20 protein-coding genes are annotated in these 17,592 nt (G+C 71.1%); 6 read left to right on the top strand and 14 right to left on the bottom strand.

Going from position 1 to position 17,592, the window contains the following annotated elements:
- Positions 1 to 2: 2 nt before the first annotated feature.
- From hisB to AH6_RS31950, 5 genes are all read right to left on the bottom strand, one after another.
- Entirely contained in the window at positions 3 to 596 is a 594-nt protein-coding gene (gene hisB, locus AH6_RS31970) for an imidazoleglycerol-phosphate dehydratase HisB (RefSeq protein WP_067487651.1), read from the bottom strand.
- A complete protein-coding gene (locus AH6_RS31965) occupies positions 593 to 1,681 on the bottom strand; it encodes a histidinol-phosphate transaminase (RefSeq protein ID WP_067487649.1) in 1,089 nt (362 codons plus the stop codon). Before AH6_RS31965 ends, hisB begins: the two co-directional genes overlap by 4 nt.
- On the bottom strand, positions 1,678 to 2,985 hold the full coding sequence (gene hisD, locus AH6_RS31960) for a histidinol dehydrogenase (protein ID WP_067487648.1): 1,308 nt from the start codon (positions 2,983 to 2,985) through the stop codon (positions 1,678 to 1,680). Before hisD ends, AH6_RS31965 begins: the two co-directional genes overlap by 4 nt.
- A gap of 123 nt (positions 2,986 to 3,108) precedes the next feature.
- Positions 3,109 to 3,957 (bottom strand): PhzF family phenazine biosynthesis protein, encoded by an 849-nt coding sequence (locus AH6_RS31955; protein WP_067487646.1) that lies wholly within the window; start codon positions 3,955 to 3,957, stop codon positions 3,109 to 3,111.
- Between the two features lie 57 nt (positions 3,958 to 4,014).
- Positions 4,015 to 4,179, bottom strand: coding sequence for a hypothetical protein (locus tag AH6_RS31950; protein ID WP_157431854.1), 165 nt, complete (start codon positions 4,177 to 4,179; stop codon positions 4,015 to 4,017).
- A gap of 271 nt (positions 4,180 to 4,450) precedes the next feature.
- Between AH6_RS31950 and AH6_RS31945 the strand changes: the two genes are divergently transcribed.
- Positions 4,451 to 5,131, top strand: a complete 681-nt coding sequence (locus AH6_RS31945; RefSeq protein WP_067487642.1) for an LON peptidase substrate-binding domain-containing protein — start codon at positions 4,451 to 4,453, stop codon at positions 5,129 to 5,131.
- 60 nt (positions 5,132 to 5,191) lie between these two features.
- A complete protein-coding gene (ybaK, locus tag AH6_RS31940) occupies positions 5,192 to 5,707 on the top strand; it encodes a Cys-tRNA(Pro) deacylase (protein WP_067487640.1) in 516 nt (171 codons plus the stop codon).
- On the opposite strand, the gene AH6_RS44295 is transcribed toward ybaK, so the two are convergent.
- Complete coding sequence (locus AH6_RS44295) at positions 5,591 to 6,169, bottom strand: hypothetical protein (protein ID WP_157431853.1); 579 nt, start codon at positions 6,167 to 6,169, stop codon at positions 5,591 to 5,593. The genes ybaK and AH6_RS44295 overlap by 117 nt on opposite strands.
- Before the next feature lie 177 nt (positions 6,170 to 6,346).
- Here AH6_RS44295 and AH6_RS31935 point away from each other — a divergent pair, with 177 nt between their 5' ends.
- Positions 6,347 to 7,045 (top strand): DUF6882 domain-containing protein, encoded by a 699-nt coding sequence (locus AH6_RS31935; protein ID WP_067487638.1) that lies wholly within the window; start codon positions 6,347 to 6,349, stop codon positions 7,043 to 7,045.
- 93 nt (positions 7,046 to 7,138) lie between these two features.
- Here AH6_RS31935 and dnaE read toward each other — a convergent pair whose 3' ends face one another.
- From dnaE to AH6_RS31910, 6 genes are all read right to left on the bottom strand, one after another.
- Entirely contained in the window at positions 7,139 to 10,669 is a 3,531-nt protein-coding gene (dnaE, locus tag AH6_RS31930) for a DNA polymerase III subunit alpha (protein WP_067487636.1), read from the bottom strand.
- A gap of 238 nt (positions 10,670 to 10,907) precedes the next feature.
- Complete coding sequence (locus AH6_RS31925; protein WP_067487634.1) at positions 10,908 to 11,111, bottom strand: DUF397 domain-containing protein; 204 nt, start codon at positions 11,109 to 11,111, stop codon at positions 10,908 to 10,910.
- Positions 11,112 to 11,397: 286 nt separating this feature from the next.
- A complete protein-coding gene (locus AH6_RS44290; protein WP_157431852.1) occupies positions 11,398 to 11,541 on the bottom strand; it encodes a hypothetical protein in 144 nt (47 codons plus the stop codon).
- Positions 11,542 to 11,661: 120 nt separating this feature from the next.
- The gene (locus AH6_RS31920; RefSeq protein ID WP_067487632.1) at positions 11,662 to 11,850 is read right to left on the bottom strand and encodes a DUF397 domain-containing protein; all 189 of its coding nucleotides are present in this window, start codon (positions 11,848 to 11,850) and stop codon (positions 11,662 to 11,664) included.
- A gap of 388 nt (positions 11,851 to 12,238) precedes the next feature.
- Entirely contained in the window at positions 12,239 to 12,439 is a 201-nt protein-coding gene (locus AH6_RS46810; protein ID WP_281180295.1) for a DUF397 domain-containing protein, read from the bottom strand.
- Between the two features lie 23 nt (positions 12,440 to 12,462).
- Positions 12,463 to 13,335, bottom strand: coding sequence for a helix-turn-helix domain-containing protein (locus AH6_RS31910; protein WP_067487627.1), 873 nt, complete (start codon positions 13,333 to 13,335; stop codon positions 12,463 to 12,465).
- Positions 13,336 to 13,521: 186 nt separating this feature from the next.
- Between AH6_RS31910 and AH6_RS31905 the strand changes: the two genes are divergently transcribed.
- Complete coding sequence (locus tag AH6_RS31905) at positions 13,522 to 14,004, top strand: ATP-binding protein (protein WP_067487625.1); 483 nt, start codon at positions 13,522 to 13,524, stop codon at positions 14,002 to 14,004.
- 146 nt (positions 14,005 to 14,150) lie between these two features.
- Here AH6_RS31905 and AH6_RS31900 read toward each other — a convergent pair whose 3' ends face one another.
- Positions 14,151 to 14,966: an AraC family transcriptional regulator gene (locus AH6_RS31900; protein WP_307190406.1), complete on the bottom strand. Its 816-nt coding sequence runs from the start codon at positions 14,964 to 14,966 to the stop codon at positions 14,151 to 14,153.
- Positions 14,967 to 14,990: 24 nt separating this feature from the next.
- Here AH6_RS31900 and AH6_RS31895 point away from each other — a divergent pair, with 24 nt between their 5' ends.
- Entirely contained in the window at positions 14,991 to 15,419 is a 429-nt protein-coding gene (locus AH6_RS31895; RefSeq protein ID WP_067487621.1) for a GNAT family N-acetyltransferase, read from the top strand.
- Between the two features lie 255 nt (positions 15,420 to 15,674).
- Positions 15,675 to 16,022, top strand: a complete 348-nt coding sequence (locus tag AH6_RS31890; RefSeq protein ID WP_067487619.1) for a chorismate mutase — start codon at positions 15,675 to 15,677, stop codon at positions 16,020 to 16,022.
- On the opposite strand, the gene AH6_RS31885 is transcribed toward AH6_RS31890, so the two are convergent.
- Positions 15,973 to 17,526, bottom strand: coding sequence for an amino acid permease (locus AH6_RS31885; RefSeq protein WP_245679551.1), 1,554 nt, complete (start codon positions 17,524 to 17,526; stop codon positions 15,973 to 15,975). The two genes, AH6_RS31890 and AH6_RS31885, sit on opposite strands and share 50 nt — an antisense overlap.
- Between the last annotated feature and the right edge of the window lie 66 nt (positions 17,527 to 17,592).

The raw sequence follows: 17,592 nt of genomic DNA, 5'->3' as shown, positions 1-17,592 counted from the left end.
GGCTACAGGGCCCCCTTGGTGGAGGGGATGCCGTGCACCTTGGGGTCGAAGGCGACCGCGTCGCGCAGCGCCCGCGCCAGCGCCTTGAACTGCGCCTCCACGATGTGGTGGGCGTTGCGGCCATAGGGGACGTGGACGTGCAGCGCGACCTGGGCGTTGGACACGAACGACTCGAACACGTGCCGGGTCATCGTCGTGTCGTACTCCGGGCCGATCATCGGGGCCATCCCGGCGGGCTCGGTGTGCACCAGGTAGGGGCGGCCCGACACGTCCACGGTGACCTGCGCGAGCGCCTCGTCCAGCGGGATGGAGGCGTCGGCGAAGCGGCGGATGCCCGCCTTGTCGCCGAGGGCCTGCCGGAACGCCTGGCCGAGCGCGATCGCGGTGTCCTCGATCGTGTGGTGGCTGTCGATGTGCAGGTCGCCGCTGGTCTTGACGGTCAGGTCGAACGACCCGTGCTTGCCGAGCTGGGCCAGCATGTGGTCGAAGAACCCGACGCCGGTGGCGACGTCGACCTCGCCGGTGCCGTCCAGGTCGATCTGGACCAGCACGCTGGTCTCCTTCGTCCCCCGCTCGACCTTCCCTACGCGACTCATGCGGACTCCTTCAAAGCTTCTCGGAATGCGGCCATCTCCTCCGGCGTGCCGACGCTGACCCGCAACCACTCGGGCGGACCCACCTCGCGGATCAGCACCCCGCGCACCAGCAGGCTCTGCCACACCTGCCCGCGGTCGGGGAAGGTGCCGAACAGCACGAAGTTGGCGTCGGAGTCGGCGACGGTGAACCCCTCGCCGCGCAACCACGCCACCAGCGCGTCGCGCTCGGCGCGCAGCGCGTCCACGCCGCCCAGCAGCTCCTCGCGGAACGACAGCGCGGTGCGCGCGACCGCCTGCGTGACGGCCGACAGGTGGTAGGGCAGCCGCACCAGCAGCAGCGCGTCGAGCACGGCGGGGTCGGCGGCCAGGTAGCCGAGCCGGGTGCCCGCCATCGCGAACGCCTTGGACATGGTGCGGGTGACGATCAGCCGCGGGTGGCCCGCCAGCAGGGTCAGCGCCGACGGCGTGCCCTCGCGGCGGAACTCGCCGTACGCCTCGTCCACCACGACCATGCCGGGCGCGGCGTCCAACACCGCCTCGATGGAGGCGAGCGGCAGGGCGGTGCCGGTCGGGTTGTTGGGCGAGGTGAGGAACACGACGTCGGGCCGGTGCTCCTTGACGGCCGCGACGGCGCGTTCCGGCTCCAGGCCGAAGTCGGCGTCGCGGTGCGCGTCGATCCACCGGGTGCCCGACACCTCGGTGATCACCGGGTGCATCGAGTACGACGGCTCGAAGCCGAGCGCGGTGCGGCCGGGGCCGCCGAACGCCTGGAGGATCTGCTGGATGATCTCGTTGGAGCCGTTGGCGGCCCACACCCGCGCCGCCGTCAGGCCCACGCCGGGCGTGTCGGCGTTGAGGAAGGCGGCGAGGTCCTCGCGCAGCAGGGTCGCGTCGCGGTCGGGGTAGCGGTTGAGCGACCCGGCCACGTCCATGACGGCCTCGCCGAGCGCCTTCACCAGCCGGTCGGACGGCGGGTAGGGGTTCTCGTTGGTGTTGAGCGCGTAGGGCACATCCAGCTGCGGCGCGCCGTAGGGCTTCCTGCCGCGCAGGTCGTCGCGGATGGGCAGGTCGTCCACGCTGGTCACGACGGCACCTCCCAGTCGAAGCGGGCCTTCAGGGCCGCGCCGTGCGCGGGCAGGTCCTCGGCCTCGGACAGGACGACCACGCGGCCGGTGGCCTCGGCGAGCGCCGCCCGGTCGTACTCGACGACGTGGATGCCGCGCAGGAACGACTGGACCGACAGGCCCGAGGAGTGGCAGGCGCACCCACCGGTGGGCAGCACGTGGTTGGACCCGGCCAGGTAGTCGCCCAGCGACACCGGCGAGTACGGGCCGACGAACACCGCCCCGGCGTTGCGGACCCGCGCCGCGACGGCGGCGGCGTCGGCGGTCTGGATCTCCAGGTGCTCGGCGGCGTAGGCGTCCACGACCCTGAGCCCGGCGTCGAGGTCGTCCACCAGCACGATGCCCGACTGGCGTCCGGCGAGCGCGGCGGCGATCCGCTCGTGGTGCTTGGCGCGGGGCACCTGGACGGCCAGCTCGGCCGCCACGGCCTCGGCCAGCGCGGGCGCGTCGGTGACCAGGACGGCGGCGGCCAGCGTGTCGTGCTCGGCCTGGCTGATCAGGTCGGCGGCCAGGTGCACCGGGTCGGCGGTGCCGTCGGCCAGGATGGCGATCTCGGTGGGCCCGGCCTCGGAGTCGATGCCGATGACGCCCTTGAGCAGCCGCTTGGCGGCGGCGACGTAGATGTTGCCGGGGCCGGTGACCAGGTCGGCGCGCGGGCACTCGTCGGTGCCGTAGGCGAACATCGCGATGGCCTGCGCGCCCCCGGCGGCGTACACCTCGTCGACGCCCAGCAGCGCGCACGCCGCCAGGATCGTCGGGTGCGGGCGGCCGCCGAACTCGCGCTGGGCGGGCGAGGTGACGGCCAGCGAGCCGACCCCGGCCTCCTGCGCGGGCACCACGTTCATCACGACGCTGGAGGGGTAGACGGCGTTGCCGCCCGGCACGTACAGGCCGACGCGGTCGACCGGCACCCACCGCTCGGTGACGGTGCCGCCGGGCACGACCCGGGTGGTGGTGTCGGTGCGGCGCTGGTCGCGGTGGACCAGGCGGGCGCGCCGGATGCTCTCCTCCAGCGCGTCGCGGACGGCCGGGTCCAGGGCGTCCAGCGCCTCGCCGATCGCGGCGACGGGCACGCGGGTGCTGTCCAGCTCCACGCCGTCGAAGTTCCTGGTGTGCTCCCGGACCGCCGCCGAGCCACGATGGCGCACGTCCTCGCAGATGGGCCGCACCTTCGCAAGGGCGGCCTCGACGTCGAAGTCGGCGCGGGGCAGCACGGAGCGCAGGTCGCCGGGAAGCGAGCCGCGCAGGTCGATACGGGAGATCACCCGTCCAGTCTACGGAGTGCCCCCGGCCCCCCGCGCATCATCTCACGTGCCGAGACGTGTGCGGCGCAGCTCACAGCGGCAGGTCACGACACGAAACGGGCGGCGGGCCGGGGGCGTCCTCGATCACACGCGCAGCTCGCCGTCCAGCACCGTGACGGCCTGGCCCGACAGCACCACCCGGTCGCCGCGCAGCACCGTGCGCACCAGGCCGCCGCGCTCGGACGCCTGGTAGCCGGTCAGCTCGTCGCGGCCCAGCTTCGCCGCCCAGTAGGGGGCCAGCGCGCAGTGCGCCGAGCCGGTCACCGGGTCCTCCCCGTCGCCCTCCAGGATGCGCGCCCCGAAGAAGCGGGAGACGAAGTCGTAGTTCTTGCCGGGGCCCGCTGCGGCGGTGGGGACCACGCCGCGCGCGTCGAACTCGCCCAGCGCCCTGATGTCGGGGGTGAGCTTGCGGACGGTGGCCTCGTCGCCCACCTCGACCACCAGGTCGTTCTGGGCGTTGCGGCCGGTCCAGCCGATCGGCGCGCCCAGCGCCTCGGCCAGGCCCTCGGGCGCGGACGTCTCCTCGGGCGGGACGGCGGGGAAGTCCATCTCCAGGTGGCCGCCCTCCAGGTAGCCGCCGGGCGTGTTCGTCACGGTGAGCACGCCGCTGTGCAGCGTCCGGAACCGGATCGGCCGCTCGGACGGGGCCAGGCCGGTCTCGTACAGGGCGTGGGCGGCCGCCAGGGTGGCGTGCCCGCACAGCGCGACCTCGGTGACCGGCGTGAACCAGCGCAGCTCGAAGTCGGCGTCGGGGTCGGCTTCGGCGTCGGGGCCGTCGGCCAGCGGGCGGACGAAGGCGGTCTCGGAGTGCCGCACCTCGGCGGCGACCTGCTGCATCCACGCCGGGTCGGCCGGGCCCGGCAGCACGCAGACCCCGGCGGGGTTCCCGCCGAACGGACTGTCGGTGAAAGCGTCGACAACGAGGATTCTCATGCCTCGACGCTAGCGGCGGCCCGCCCGGCGGAGAACGTCCAATCGCGGGTAGTGGCCTCAGACGCGGCCGGTGACCCGGCCGAAGGACGGCAGGTCATCGCGCGGAACGGCGGGCTCGTCGGCGAAGTGGGCGTCCCAGCGGCGCGGGCACGCGACGATCCAGCCGAGAACGAATCCGACCACCAGGCTCGCCACGCTGAGAAGGAACAGGTTGAGCCACATGTCGGCGGCCTCCACACTCTTTCCGGAGGGCGAACCCTCCGGGGTCGAACCCGACGGTAGCGGTCGCGGGCGGCCCGTTTCCCCAGGTCGGCGAGATCTGGCCCGAACGCGCGGACGATCTGGTCAGCCGTGACCAGGCCCGCCTGCCCCGTTCGGGTGGTGCCGCTCTTCAGACTGTGAGAATTTCACCTTTCCAAGATCAACCCGCCGGACGTAGGCTGGCGCCGAGGGCGCGCCCGCCGGCGCCCCGGACGGAGCGGGGGACCCTCGCGTGACCGAGTGGCTGCCGTTGTTCCCGCTGGGCACCGTGCTGTTCCCGGGCCTGGTGCTGCCGCTGCACCTGTTCGAGGACCGCTACCTGCGTCTGGCCGCCGACCTGCTCGGCCGGCCCGGACCGCGCCGGTTCGGGGTGGTGGGCATCGAGCTGGGCCACCAGGCCGGCGCTCCGCCCGACCTCGGGCCGGAGCCGGTGCCCCGGCTGGCCGAGGTGGGCTGCGTCGCCGAGCTGCACGAGGCGGCCGAGCGCCCCGACGGCCGCTACGACATCGTCACCGTCGGGTCCCGGCGGTTCCGGCTCAAGGGCGTGGACGACTCCCTGCCCTACCTGCGCGGCGAGGTCGAGCCGCTGCCCGAGGACCCCGGCGCCGACCCCGGCCCGGCCGCGCGGCGGGCGCGCGGGCTGTACCAGGTGTACCGGCGGCGGATCGCGGCCGTGGGCGGGCAGCCCGCCGAGGAGGTGGAGCTGCCCGACGAGCCGGTGCGGCTGTCCTACCTGATCGCCTCCGCGATGGTGCTGGACGGCCACGACAAGCAGCGGCTGCTGGCCGCCGAGGACGCCACGTTGCGGCTGCGCGCCGAGTGCGGCCTGCTGGCCCGCGAGAACCGGCTGCTGAAGGCGCTGCCCACCGTCCCGGCCGGGCAGTTCCTGGACGGCTCGTTCCAGCCCAACTGACCGGCGCGCCCGCCCGCGAAACCGGGTGCGGCCGGTGATCGTCCTGGGCACACTGGGCACATGAGCTCAGCCAGGTCCAAGCAGGCGGCGGGCGGCCGGGGCGGCAAGGGCACGCCCGCCACCGTCGCCGCCGCCAAGGCGAAGATCGACTTCGCCCTGCACGCCTACGAGGTGGATCCCGCCGCCGAGTCCTACGGCCGGGCCGCCGCCGACGCCCTCGGCGTGCCGCACGAGCGGCTGTTCAAGACGCTGCTGGCCGAGGTGGACGGGCGGCTCACCGTCGGGATCGTGCCGGTATCGGCGTCACTGGATCTGAAGGCGCTCGCGGCGGCCGCCGGCGGCAAGAAGGCGCACATGGCCGACCCGCACGACGCCGAGCGCGCCACCGGCTACGTCGTCGGCGGCATCAGCCCGCTCGGGCAGCGCAGGCGGCTGCCGACCGTGCTGGACGCGTCGGCCTCAGCGTTCGGCACCGTCTACGTCTCGGCCGGCCGGCGCGGCCTCCAGATCGAGCTCGCCCCCGCCGACCTGCTGCGGCTCACCGGCGCCGGGACGGCGGCGATCGCCCGCGGGTAGCCGCTTGACCAGCAGCTCCAGCACGCCGTAGAGCCCCACCGCCAGCAGCGGCCAGATCACCGCCAGGCCCCGCGCGCGCAGCTCGGCGACGCCGGTGACGCCCGCGCCGTCGGTGGCCGCGGCCACCGACCGCTCGAACCCCGACAGCCCGACCCGGTGGCCGACGTAGGCCGCCAGCAGCGCCGCGGCCAGACCGCCGGTGGTCAGCCCCAGCAGCAGCGGCACGTCGTTGCCGCGGCCGCCGCGCCAGTAGGCCAGCGCGCCGCAGAGCAGCCCGGCGACCGCGCAGATCAGCGCGTACCAGCCGTCGATCCCGATCGGGCCCTGCCCCTCGGGGTCGGCGGGCAGCGCCTCGCCGCGCACCACCAGGTAGCGCACCGTCGGGGCGACCGCCGCCCACAGCAGGCCGGCGAAGGGGCCCAGCAGCGCGATCGCCGCGCTGGTGACCGCCCAGGTTCGCAAGTCCCTCCCGGTCGGTCCCCGCACCTCGTACGCTCCTCTTGCCGGCCCTTGACGGCGGCGTCGTTCGCGTGTCCCCTGACAACGGAAGCCTAGCCCGCCCAGGTCAGCCGATCGACATCCGCCGGCTGCCCGATTACCGCCCCCGTCCGGTCCGATTCCTGGGATAATGTGCGCGACATGTCCGGTTTCTCGCCCGCCTTCGAGCGCCTCGGCGCAGCCCTCGCCGCGGTCGTCCTGCAGCAGCAGGAGACGCTGGCGGAGTTCCTGCCGCGCGAGGACTGGAGCGCCGACCTGACCGCGCGCAGCTACGCCAGCGGCGGCGTCACGGTGCGGGTGTCGCTGCTGGGCAGCTACGCGGCGCGCGAGCGCACCTGGTTGTGGGGCTGGGCCAACCCGCAGTTCGGCGACGAGCACCCGGCGGTGCGGCCGACGCTGGGCATCCGCGCGCTGGGCGAGCGGCTGGAGATCCCCGAGTTCACCACCCCCGAGGTCGACCTCGGCTGGTACGAGGGCCCGGCCGGGCACGGCGGCGAGCTGATCGCGATGGCGGCCGGCGGCGTGCTGGGCGGCGGCGGGTACATCGGCGCCGGGTACGACGGCGGCTCGGCCTACCTGCACGTGGACGACCCGCAGGCCCCGCCCGCCACCTGGGACCCGGTCCCGGTGCCCCGGCTGCTGATGAACGCCGTCAGCCTCTTCCCGCACGAGCCGCGCCTCACCCTGGCCCGGCTGCTCAGCCACCACCGCGTGCCCTACCGCGAGGGCGACGGCGTCACCGAGATCGGCTTCCCCGGCGGCGGCTCCGCGCGCGCCCACTTCGACGGCCTCGGCCGCTTCGTGGACTGGGAGGCCGAACTGAGCCCCGCCGGGCTCTGACCCCGGCGGTCTCTCGACGGCCTCCCGCCGGTCCCCGTCCGGGGCGGCGGCGTTCCGCCGCCCGACCGCGCACGGCCGGGCGGCGGCACCGCGTCACATCAGGCAGGCCGGGCCGAGCAGCTGCTTCAGGTCGCCCATCAGCGCCGGGGACGGCGCGACGCGCAGCCGGTCGTCCAGCCGCACCACCGTGGTGCGCGGCCCGTTCTGCAGGTGCAGGTGCACCTCCGACGACCCCGGGTGCGACATCAGCACCTCCTTCAGGCCCGCCACCACCGGCGGCGTGCACCGGCCGAGCGACAGCTGCACCGACAGCGGCCCCATCGCGTCGGTCACCGTCAGGTCCGGCTGGGTGACCTCCATCGCGATGATCTTGGCGACGTCCTCGCGCCGGTCCAGCCGCCCCTTCACCACCAGCACCGTGTCCTCGGCCAGCAGCGTCGAGCACAGCTGGTAGGAGGAGGGGAAGCACATCACCTCGATGACGCCCGACAGGTCCTCCAGGCTGAACATCGCCCACGAGTTGCCCGTCTTGGTCACCTTGCGCTGCAACCCCGACAGCAGGCCCGCCACCACGACCACCTGGCCGTCGGGCCGCTCCCCCTGGCTCAGCGACGCCACCGACGCGTCGGCCTCGCGCTCCAGGATGTGCTCGATGCCGAGCAGCGGGTGGTCGGAGACGTACAGGCCGAGCATCTCCCGCTCGAACGACAGCCGGGTGGACTTGTCCCACTCCTCGTTCTCCGGGATCGCCACCGCGAACGCGTCGTCGCCGCCGTCGTCCTCCAGCGCCCCGAACAGCGAGTCCTGGCCGATGGCCTCCTTGCGCTTGATGTCGACCACCGAGTCGATGGCCTGCTCGTGCACCATCAGCAGCGCCTTGCGCTGGTGCCCCAGCTCGTCGAAGGCCCCCGCCTTGATCAGCGACTCGATGGTGCGCTTGTTGCAGACCACCGACGGCACCTTGCCCAGGAAGTCGTTGAAGTCGGCGTAGGCGCCCTTCTCCCGGCGGGCCGCGCAGATGCCGTCCACCACGTTGGCGCCCACGTTGCGGACCGCCGACAGGCCGAACCGGATCTCGGTGTCGCCCATGGGGGTGAAGTCGGCCTCGGAGGTGTTGACGTCCGGCGGCAGCACCTTCAGGCCCATGCGGCGGCACTCGTTCAGGTAGAGCGCGCTCTTGTCCTTGTCGTCGCCGACCGAGGTGAGCAGGCCCGCCATGTACTCGGCCGGGTAGTTGGCCTTCAGGTAGGCCGTCCAGTACGACACCAGCCCGTAGGCGGCGCTGTGCGCCTTGTTGAAGGCGTAGTCGGAGAACGGGACCAGGATGTCCCAGAGCGTCTTGACGGCCTCCTTGGAGAAGCCGCGCTCGATCATCCCCGCCTCGAAGCCCTCGAACTGGGCGTCCAGCTCGGCCTTCTTCTTCTTGCCCATCACCCGGCGCAGCAGGTCGGCCTTGCCGAGCGAGTACCCGGCCACCTTCTGCGCGATCGCCATGACCTGCTCCTGGTAGACGATCAGGCCGTAGGTCGTGCCGAGGATCTCCTCGAGCGGCTCCGCCAGCTCGGGGTGGATCGGGGTGATCTCCTGCTGGCCGTTCTTGCGCAGCGCGTAGTTGGTGTGGGAGTTGGCGCCCATCGGGCCGGGCCGGTAGAGCGCGCCCACCGCCGAGATGTCCTCGAAGTTGTCGGGCTTCATCAGCCGCAGCAGCGCCCGCATCGGCCCGCCGTCGAACTGGAACACCCCGAGGGTGTCGCCCCGGCCCAGCAGCTCGTAGGTCTTGGGGTCGGTGAGCGGCAGCGACAGCAGGTCGACGTCGACGCCCTTGTTCTTCTTGATGCCCTTGAGCGCGTCGTCGATGATCGTCAGGTTGCGCAGGCCCAGGAAGTCCATCTTCAGCAGGCCGAGCGTCTCGCAGGTCGGGTAGTCGAACTGCGTGATGATCGCGCCGTCGGCGTCCCGGCGCATGATCGGCACATGGTCGGTGATGGTCTCGCCGCTCATGATGATCCCGGCCGCGTGCACGCCGGTCTGCCGGATCAGCCCCTCCAGGCCCTGCGCCAGGTCCATGATCTGCTTGACGTCGGGCTCCTCCTCGTACAGCTTGCGGAGCTCGCCCGCCTCGCCGTGCCGGGGGTGCTTGTCGTCGAAGATGCCCGACAGCGGGATGTCCTTGCCCATCACCGCCGGCGGGAACGCCTTGGAGATGCGGTCGCCCAGCGCGTACGGGAAGCCCAGGACGCGGCCCGCGTCCTTGATGGCGGCCTTCGCCTTGATGGTGCCGAAGGTGGCGATGAACGAGACCTTGTCCTCGCCCCACTTCTCGGTGGTGTAGCGGATGACCTCGGCCCGCCGGTCTTCCGGGAAGTCGATGTCGATGTCGGGCATCGAGGCGCGCTCGGGGTTGAGGAACCGCTCGAAGATCAGGCCGTGCGGCAGCGGGTCGAGGTCGGTGATGCCCATCGCGTAGGCGACCAGCGAGCCCGCCGCGCTGCCTCGGCCGGGCCCCACCAGGATGCCGTTGTTCTTGGCCCACATGATGAAGTCGGCCACCACCAGGAAGTACGAGGGGTACCCCTTGCCGAGGATGACGCCCATCTCGTACTCGGCCTGCGTGCGGTACTCGTCGGGGATGCCGTCGGGGAAGCGCCGCTCCAGCCCCGTCCAGACCTCCTTGCGGAACCAGCTCTCCTCGGTCTCGCCCTCGGGCACGGGGAAGCGGGGGCTGAGGTCGCGGAACTCGAACATCCCGGACGGATCGACCTTCTCGGCGATCAGCAGGGTGTTCTTGCACCCCTCGGCCCAGATGTCGGAGTTGTCGATCGCCCGCATCTCGTCGGCGGTCTTGATGTAGTAGCCGCTGCCGTCGAAGCGGAACCGGTCGGGGTCGGCGAGCTGCTTGCCGACCTGGACGCACAGCAGCGCGTCGTGCGCGGTGGCCTCGGACTCGTGGGTGTAGTGCGAGTCGTTGGTGACCACCGGCGGGATGTTGAGCTTCTTGCCGATGTCGATCAGGCCCTGCCGCACCCGCCGCTCGATGTCGAGTCCGTGGTCCATCAGCTCAAGGAAGTAGTTCTCCTTGCCGAAGATGTCCTGGAAGTTGGCGGCGGCCTTGAGCGCCTCGTCGAACTGCCCGAGCCGCAACCGCGTCTGGACCTTGCCGGACGGGCAGCCGGTGGTGGCCATCACCCCCTCGGAGTGCTCGGCCAGCAACTCCTCGTCCATGCGCGCGTACTTGAAGACGAAACCCTCGATGTAGGCGCGGCTGGACAGCTTGAACAGGTTGTGCAGCCCGGTCTTGTCACGCGCCCACAACGTCTTGTGGTTGATCAGCCCGCCACCGGAGACGTCGTCCCGCTTCTGGCTGGGCTCGCCCCACTGGACCTTCTTCTTGTGGTACCGCGACTCAGGGGCCAAATAGGCCTCTATGCCGATAATGGGGGTTACACCGGCCGCCGTCGCCTTCTTGTGGAAATCGTAGGCGCCGTGCATGTTGCCGTGGTCGGTCATCGCGATCGCCGGCATCTGCTGCCGGCTGACCTCATCGAACATCTGCTTGAGCCTCGCCGCCCCGTCGAGCATCGAGTACTCCGTATGAACATGAAGATGAACGAACGAGTCGGCCACGACTGTTGCGCCTCCTAGGTGCATGCGGACGCCCGCCCGCCGACGCGCGAGGGTCGGCGGGCTTGGAGTTGTCGGTCCCGGGGGAAGATCGTCGTACCGGTCCGGCGGCCGGGACGACGCGGTGCTGAGAGCCTAACGCGGCAGTCCGACAACTCGCGCCCCGGACACTCCAAGCGCCCCAGCGGCAAGCGCCGGCCCCCGGCGCAGAGCGCCGGGGGCCGACATCACGAGCCGTCGATCACAGATCGAGGGCACCCTCCTTCGCCGCCGCCAGCAGGCCGCCGAGTTCGCCACGGCTGAGCCGCAGGATCGGGCCGGTGCCGTCCAGCTTGCTGTCGCGAACGCCCACGCCGGTCACCAGCGCGGCGAGTTCGACGCAGTCGCCCTGCTGACTGCTGCGGCTGCTCTTACGCCACACCGGTTGCGTCGGCTTAACTTGCACTCTCCCTGCCGCAAGACGGAACGAACTCCGTACTCCTCGCACGCTCTAACTCGCACAGGTGCAAGTCAAGAAGTTCTTGCCGGACGCTCCGATCTGGTTAGCGGGAGCAAGGCCATCACGCCTCTGCTTTCTCAAGCTGGCTTGTCACCTTCGGGAGAGGAGCAGGCGATACCGCAAAGGCCTCGACCGTGTGGCCGGAGCCTTTACTTCCTCCGAGGAGGTGCCGTCTCTCAGCGGCACCCGCTCAGGCCCCCGACCCGTAGCTCGGAGGGCACCTGCTGTTTGCCTACTGGGCCTGGATCAGCAGGTGCAGATCAGCGCCAGGCGACAGCTTCACATCCTCCCCAGCGCGCAGGGTTCTCAAGGCGTTGCGAAGTACGTCGGCGTCGTACAGCTCTCCCTCTTCGAGCTGTCGGCGCAGGAACTCCACAGCACCTTCTGGGGACGTCCACGTGGCTGCGGGCTCTTGGCCCGCCGGTGGAGTGGCGGAGCCCGTCCAGGAGAAGCAATGCCAAGTCGTCATGGCGCAAACCCTAGAAGATGCGACGGCCTAGCGCAGACCGTTGACCAGCGCGATCATCTGGCGACGGTTGACGGGAAGGACGCCGCCCGCGCGGTCCTTGGTGTCTCGGAAGCCGATCCGGCCGTTTTCCAACCGGCCGACCTCCACGCAGTCGTCCCAGTCAGGGCTGTGGCTGGACTTCCTCCAGCCCTGACCGTTGGCGTCGTTGTACGTCATGGCTCCTCCAAAGAGCCTCGGGCGCGACGGGTTGTCGCGCTTGATCCCCGGAAGCGGGCACACCTGATGAGAAGACTCGGTGCCGGTGTGCCCCGCGCGGTCAGTTCGACGCGGTCGTCGGGGTCGTGGAGCTGTGGCCGCTCTTCTCCGCCACACTGGTTGCGTCGGCTCCACTCGCGCCCTCCCTGCCGCAAGGCGGAACGAACTCCGTACTCCTCGCACGCTCTAACTCGCACAGGTGCAAGTCAAGAAGTTCTTCCTGGAAGGTCCAGCCTGGTTAGGTAGATATGGCGGCGCCAACCAGCTAAGCGGCCTGCACGGCAAAGGCCCCGGCGAGCATCATGCTCTCCCGGGGCCTCCGCTGGACGAGACGGGGCGCGTCCTGCTCCTACAGGTCCAGCCCGCCGCTCTTGACACGCTTGGCGAGCATGCCCATCGCCTCTTTCGCGAAGACGAGCCTGGGGCCTTCGGGGTCCTTGCTGTCGCGGATGGCGATCTCCGACCGCATGGCCGCCAGCTCGACACAGTCTCCCTGCTGGGTGCTGCGGCTGCTCTTACGCCAGACAAGGCGACAAGTATCGTCAGTCATCATTACCCGCGCTCTTTCCTATCTCATGTGACCGCTTTGGCCATCTCGGCCGCAATGCTTTCGATCATTGCACGCGACTCTTCGGGGCTGAGCGCCCTGGCGATGAGATGGTCGAAGATCTCGGCATACTCGGCAAGATCTTCCGGTTCCTCCAGATAGAGGCCGCCCCGACGGGACTGAACGTACACGACGTCCAGATCCGTGGTCTCGGGGAAGGTCAACCTGTTGAACGCGCCGTCCATCGCAGGATGCGAGCCCGCGACGAACGGGAGGATCTGCACGATGACGGGACCGGTCGGCGATGACACCTCCGCCATGTGCAGGAGTTGCTCGGCCATCACCGCAGGGCCGCCCACCTGCTTCCTGACGGCGGCCTCGTTGAGCACGATCCACAGTTTGGGCGCGTCCTGCCCGAGGAGGCGCTCCTGCCGCTTGAGCCTGACCTTGATCCGACGCTCCACCTCATCCGGCGTGACGGGCTCAAGTTCAGCGGCCATGAGCCCGCGCATGTAGCCCTCCGTCTGCAAAAGACCAAAGATCACTTCTGGTTGGTACGAGCGGATCTCGGACGCCTCCTCCTCCAGCCCCACGTAGAACTTGAACCAGTCCGGGATGGTGTCGCCGTACCGCGACCACCAGCCGCGCCGACGGGCCTGCTTGGCGACGGTGACCCACATGTCCTTCTCGGCCCCGGTGACGCCGTAGTACTCCAGCATCGCCGCAACGATCATCGGCGCGGCGGAGCCCAGGCCGCTCTCGAAACGAGTGATCGTTGAGGGCGCCACGCCGATGTGGTTCGCGATGGCGTCGCGGGTGACACCGCTCGCCTTGCGGAGCTTGGCGAGTTCCGCCGCCAGGCGACGACGGCGGACCGTGGGACTGGGACGACCGCTCATTTCGTTGCCCTCCTTGTACTTAATGCCTGATTCGCACCTGGCTAATTTGCGCTTGTGCAAGTTAGACCGTTTACAAGCCGCTGACCGAGCGGCACACTCTGAGCGTAATGACCCCCCACGCAGTGTGTTCACCGGTTCGGCGAAGTACTGGTGGACAGGTTGCGGCGAATCCGGAAGTGATCTCCCATGGAATTCGGCACCCCCGCCGGAGACAGCGCGAGAACTCCGCGACAGGGACGCGCTGCGCCACAACACCAGGCCCACGACGTCCCTCCCCTCCCCAGCGGCTCGATCCGGCTGGCGGCGGAGCACGAGAGCGTCGGCTTCGGCCGCCGGTGGCTGCGGGAGAAGCTGACCGCCCACCTCGGCGCGCGGCACCCCGCCACCGATGACGCGGTGCAAGCGCTGTCGGAGGTGCTGACCAACGCGATCTGCTACGGCGTCGGCTTGCACGTGCTGCTCTCGTACCAGATCACCGCGGCGCACGCCGTCGTCATGGTGTGCGACCAGGCGGCGTCCGACGGACCGAGGCCGCGGAATCGGGCAGCCGCAGAGGACGCCGAGGGCGGGCGTGGTCTGCCTCTGGTCGCCGCCTACACGGAAAGTTGGGACTGGGACGAGACGCCTCAGGGCGACGTCCAGGTCTCTTTCCGGGTGAGGCTCGGCTGATGGAGGGCGGTCGGCGTCCTGTCAGTCACCGAGGGAACAGCGACCGGTTCGCTCGGGGAGTGCTCATCGGCGCGCTCTTCGGTATCACGGCGTGCTCCCTGCTGCTGGCGATCGTCACCCTCCTGCTGGAGTAAGAGGTGACGGGGTCAGCGCATGCGGGCTTGGCGGTAGGCGCCTGGGGGGACTCCTACGCTGCGTTTGAAGTGGCGGGTCAGGTGGGCCTGGTCGGCGAAGCCTGTGCGGGCGGCCACTTCTGCGGGGCGTAGGCCCTCGTCCAGTAGGCGGCGGGCCTCTCGGACGCGGACCTGGTTCAGGTAGGCGTGCGGTGGTAGGCCGTAGGCCGCGCGGAAGGCTCGTACCAGGCGGAACGGGCCTGTGCCTGCGGTTTCGGCCAGTTCTTCCAGGGTGGGCGGGGTCAGCAGGTCGGCGTGCAGGATGTCGCGGGCCAGGCGGACGGCGGCGGGGACCGCGCGGTTGTCGTTCTGGTCTGGAACGTTCCTGGCGTGGCGGAGGAGGACCGCCAGCCCCTCGCGCATCAGGGACGACGCTGCTAGGGCGTCGCCTTGTTCCCCTGCTTGGTGGGCGATGCGGAGTAGGGCTGTTGCTTGCGGGTCGTCTATCACGGGGGTCGGGAAGAAGGGGGTGCCAGGGCGTGCGCCCAGTTCGGCGGCTATGCCCGCCATCAGGTCCGGGGTCGGGTAGAGGACGCGGTAGGACCAGCCTTCGGGGGTGCCCGCCTGGCCGGTGTGCACCACCTCGGGGTTCACCACGCCGATCATGCCGGGGCCCGCGCGCCAGACGTCGTCGGCGTGCTCGAACTCCTCGACGCCCGACTCGATCAGCCCGATCGCGTAGCCCTCGTGCACGTGCCGGCCGAACCGGTAGGTGACGTAGCGGGCGCGCAGCAGGTCCAGCCCCGGCAGGGCGGGGTGCCGCCAGTGGTGCGCGCGTTCGGCCGTCATGTCCGTCATGGTAGAGCTGGGGGCATGGACACCGAGGTCGTACCCGTGGTCGCCGAGGCCGATCGCAAGGAGGCGCTCGCGATCCGGCTCCAGGTCTTCGTCGCCGAGCAGGGCGTGCCCGTCGAGCTGGAGTTGGACGAGCTGGACGAGGGGGCCGAGCATTTCCTGGCCCGGATGGGCGGGGCCCCGGTGGGCACCGTTCGGATGGTGCGCCGGGATGGGGTTGCCGTTCTGGGGCGGCTTGCCGTGCTGTCGGAGGCTCGGGGTACCGGGTTGGGGGCGGCGTTGGTGCGGGCTGTGGAGGGGCGGGCTCGGGAGGTCGGGTTGGGCTCGGTGGAGTTGCATGCGCAGACGGCTGTGCGCGCTTTCTACGAGCGGTTGGGGTATGTCGCTTTTGGCGTTGAGGACGTGGAGGCCGGGATTCCGCATGTGTGGATGCGCCGGGTCCTGTGACCGTCTCAGGATTCGGGACGCGTCGTCCATGGTTTGACGGTCACGGGCGTCGCCGGTCTACCATTGCGGCCATGGAACGTCGCTATTTCGGGTTTACGCAGCCGGCTCCGCACGAGCCGGTCGGCGCCCCCTGAGCGACGACCCCGGAGCCGGCAGAACAAGGCAGCGCCCACCATGGGCCTGCCTTTTCTCATGACCAGCGCGGCCCCGGGCACCTTCCGGCGCGGACGGCCGCCGCGAGCGAAGGATCCCGCCATGATCGACCAGGCCCTGCCCGACCGCACCCCCGACGGCGACGCGCTGCACGTCCCGCTGCCGTGCCCCGACGCCGTCACCTCCCTGGGGGCCGCCCGCGCCGCCATCGACGGGATCGACGCCGCGCTGGCCGCCCTGCTGGAGCGCCGGACCGAGCTGGCCGGGGTGGTGCAGCGGCTGAAGCCGGTCGGCGGGTTCGCCGGGCGCAACCCCGAGCGGGAGCGCGAGATCGTGGCGGCGATGGCCGCGCGCGCCCCGGCGCTCGGCCCCGAGCGGCTGGCCCGGATCATGAACGCCGTCATCGAGGCGGGGCTTGAGGTGTCCGAGGAGCGCCGCCGCGCCGGCTGACGATCTTCCAGCCGCCGAGCAGCGCCACCGCCAGGAACGGGATCGCGACGACCGCCCACCGCTGGTCGTCGTCGAAGACCATCAGGCCCACCACCAGCGCCAGGAACGCCAGCGTCGCCCAGCCGGTGTAGGGCGCGCCCGGCATCCGGTAGTCGGGGCGTTCCACCTCGCCGCGCTGGGCGGCGCGCCGGAACCGGATCTGCGCGTACAGCAGCGTCGCCCAGGTGGTCAGCACGCCCAGCGAGGCGATGGAGGTGGCGATGTCGAACGCCTCGTGCGGCACCACCACGTTGAGGAGCACCCCGGCGAAGTACACCACCGAAGTGAACAGGATGCCGCCGTAGGGCACGTGGTGGGAGCTCATCCGGCCGGTGAACTGCGGGGCCTCGCCGCGCTGCGACAACGACCGCAGGATGCGGCCGGTCGAGTACAGGCCCGAGTTCGTGGACGACAGCGCCGCCGTGAGCACCACCAGGTTCATGATGCCGCCGATGGCGGGCACGCCCAGCGCGGCGAACACGGTGACGAACGGGCTCTCCCCCGGCCGGTAGACCGTCCACGGCAGCACCACCACCAGCAGGAAGACCGCGCCGACGTAGAACAGCGCGATGCGCCAGACCACGCCGTTGATGGCCCTGGGCAGCACCTTGCGCGGGTTCTGGGCCTCCCCCGCCGAGATGCCGACCATCTCGATGGCGGCGTAGGCGAAGATCACCGCCTGCAGGCTGAGCAGCACCACCCACCAGCCCTCGGGGAAGAAGCCGCCGTGGTCGGTGAGGTTGGACAGCTGCGCGTGGTGCTCGCCGATCCCGGCGTGGGTGACCAGCAGGGCCAGGCCGACGACCAGGAACAACGTGATCGCCGCCACCTTCAGCAGCGCGAACCAGAACTCCAGCTCGCCGAACAGCCGCACCGACACCAGGTTGACCGCCAGCAGCACCCCCAGCGCGAGCAGCGCCGACAACCACTGCGGGAAGCCCGGCGCCCAGTAGTGCACGTAGATGCCGACGGCGGTGATCTCGGCGACGCCGGTCATCGCCCAGTTCAGCCAGTACATCCAGCCGCTGGCGAACCCGGCCCACGGGCCGATGAACTCGCGCGCGTAGGTGACGAAGCTGCCGGCGGTCGGCCGGTACAGCACCAGCTCGCCGAGCGCCCGCATCACGAAGAACGCCGCCACCCCGGCGGCCAGGTAGGCCAGCACCAGGCCGGGACCGGTCTGGTGCAGCCGCTGGGCGGTGCCGAGGAACAGCCCGACGCCGATCGCGCCGCCCATCGCGATCATCTGGACGTGCCGGGGCTTGAGGGACTTGCGGTAGCCCTCGTCGTCGGGGTCGTCGTCGACGCCCGGCAGCGCCTGGGTGCCCTGGGCGGCCCGCCGGGCCAGCACCGCCTCGTAGCGGGCGGCCTCGGCGGCCTGCCGGGCGGCGGCGCGCGCCGCGTCCCGGGCGCGCTCGCCGGCCGGGCCGCCGACCCGCCATCCTGGATCGTCCTGCCGCGTCACACCGTCCCCCTCGCCGCCCGGACCGCCCGCCGGGCTTGATCACGGGCTACCCGCAGCCGCCCTGTT

Source organism: Actinomadura hibisca NBRC 15177, assembly GCF_001552635.1.
GTDB lineage: Bacteria > Actinomycetota > Actinomycetes > Streptosporangiales > Streptosporangiaceae > Spirillospora > Spirillospora hibisca.
Note: the sequence above shows the minus strand (reverse complement) of the source record. Positions and strands in the feature narration are given on the sequence as shown.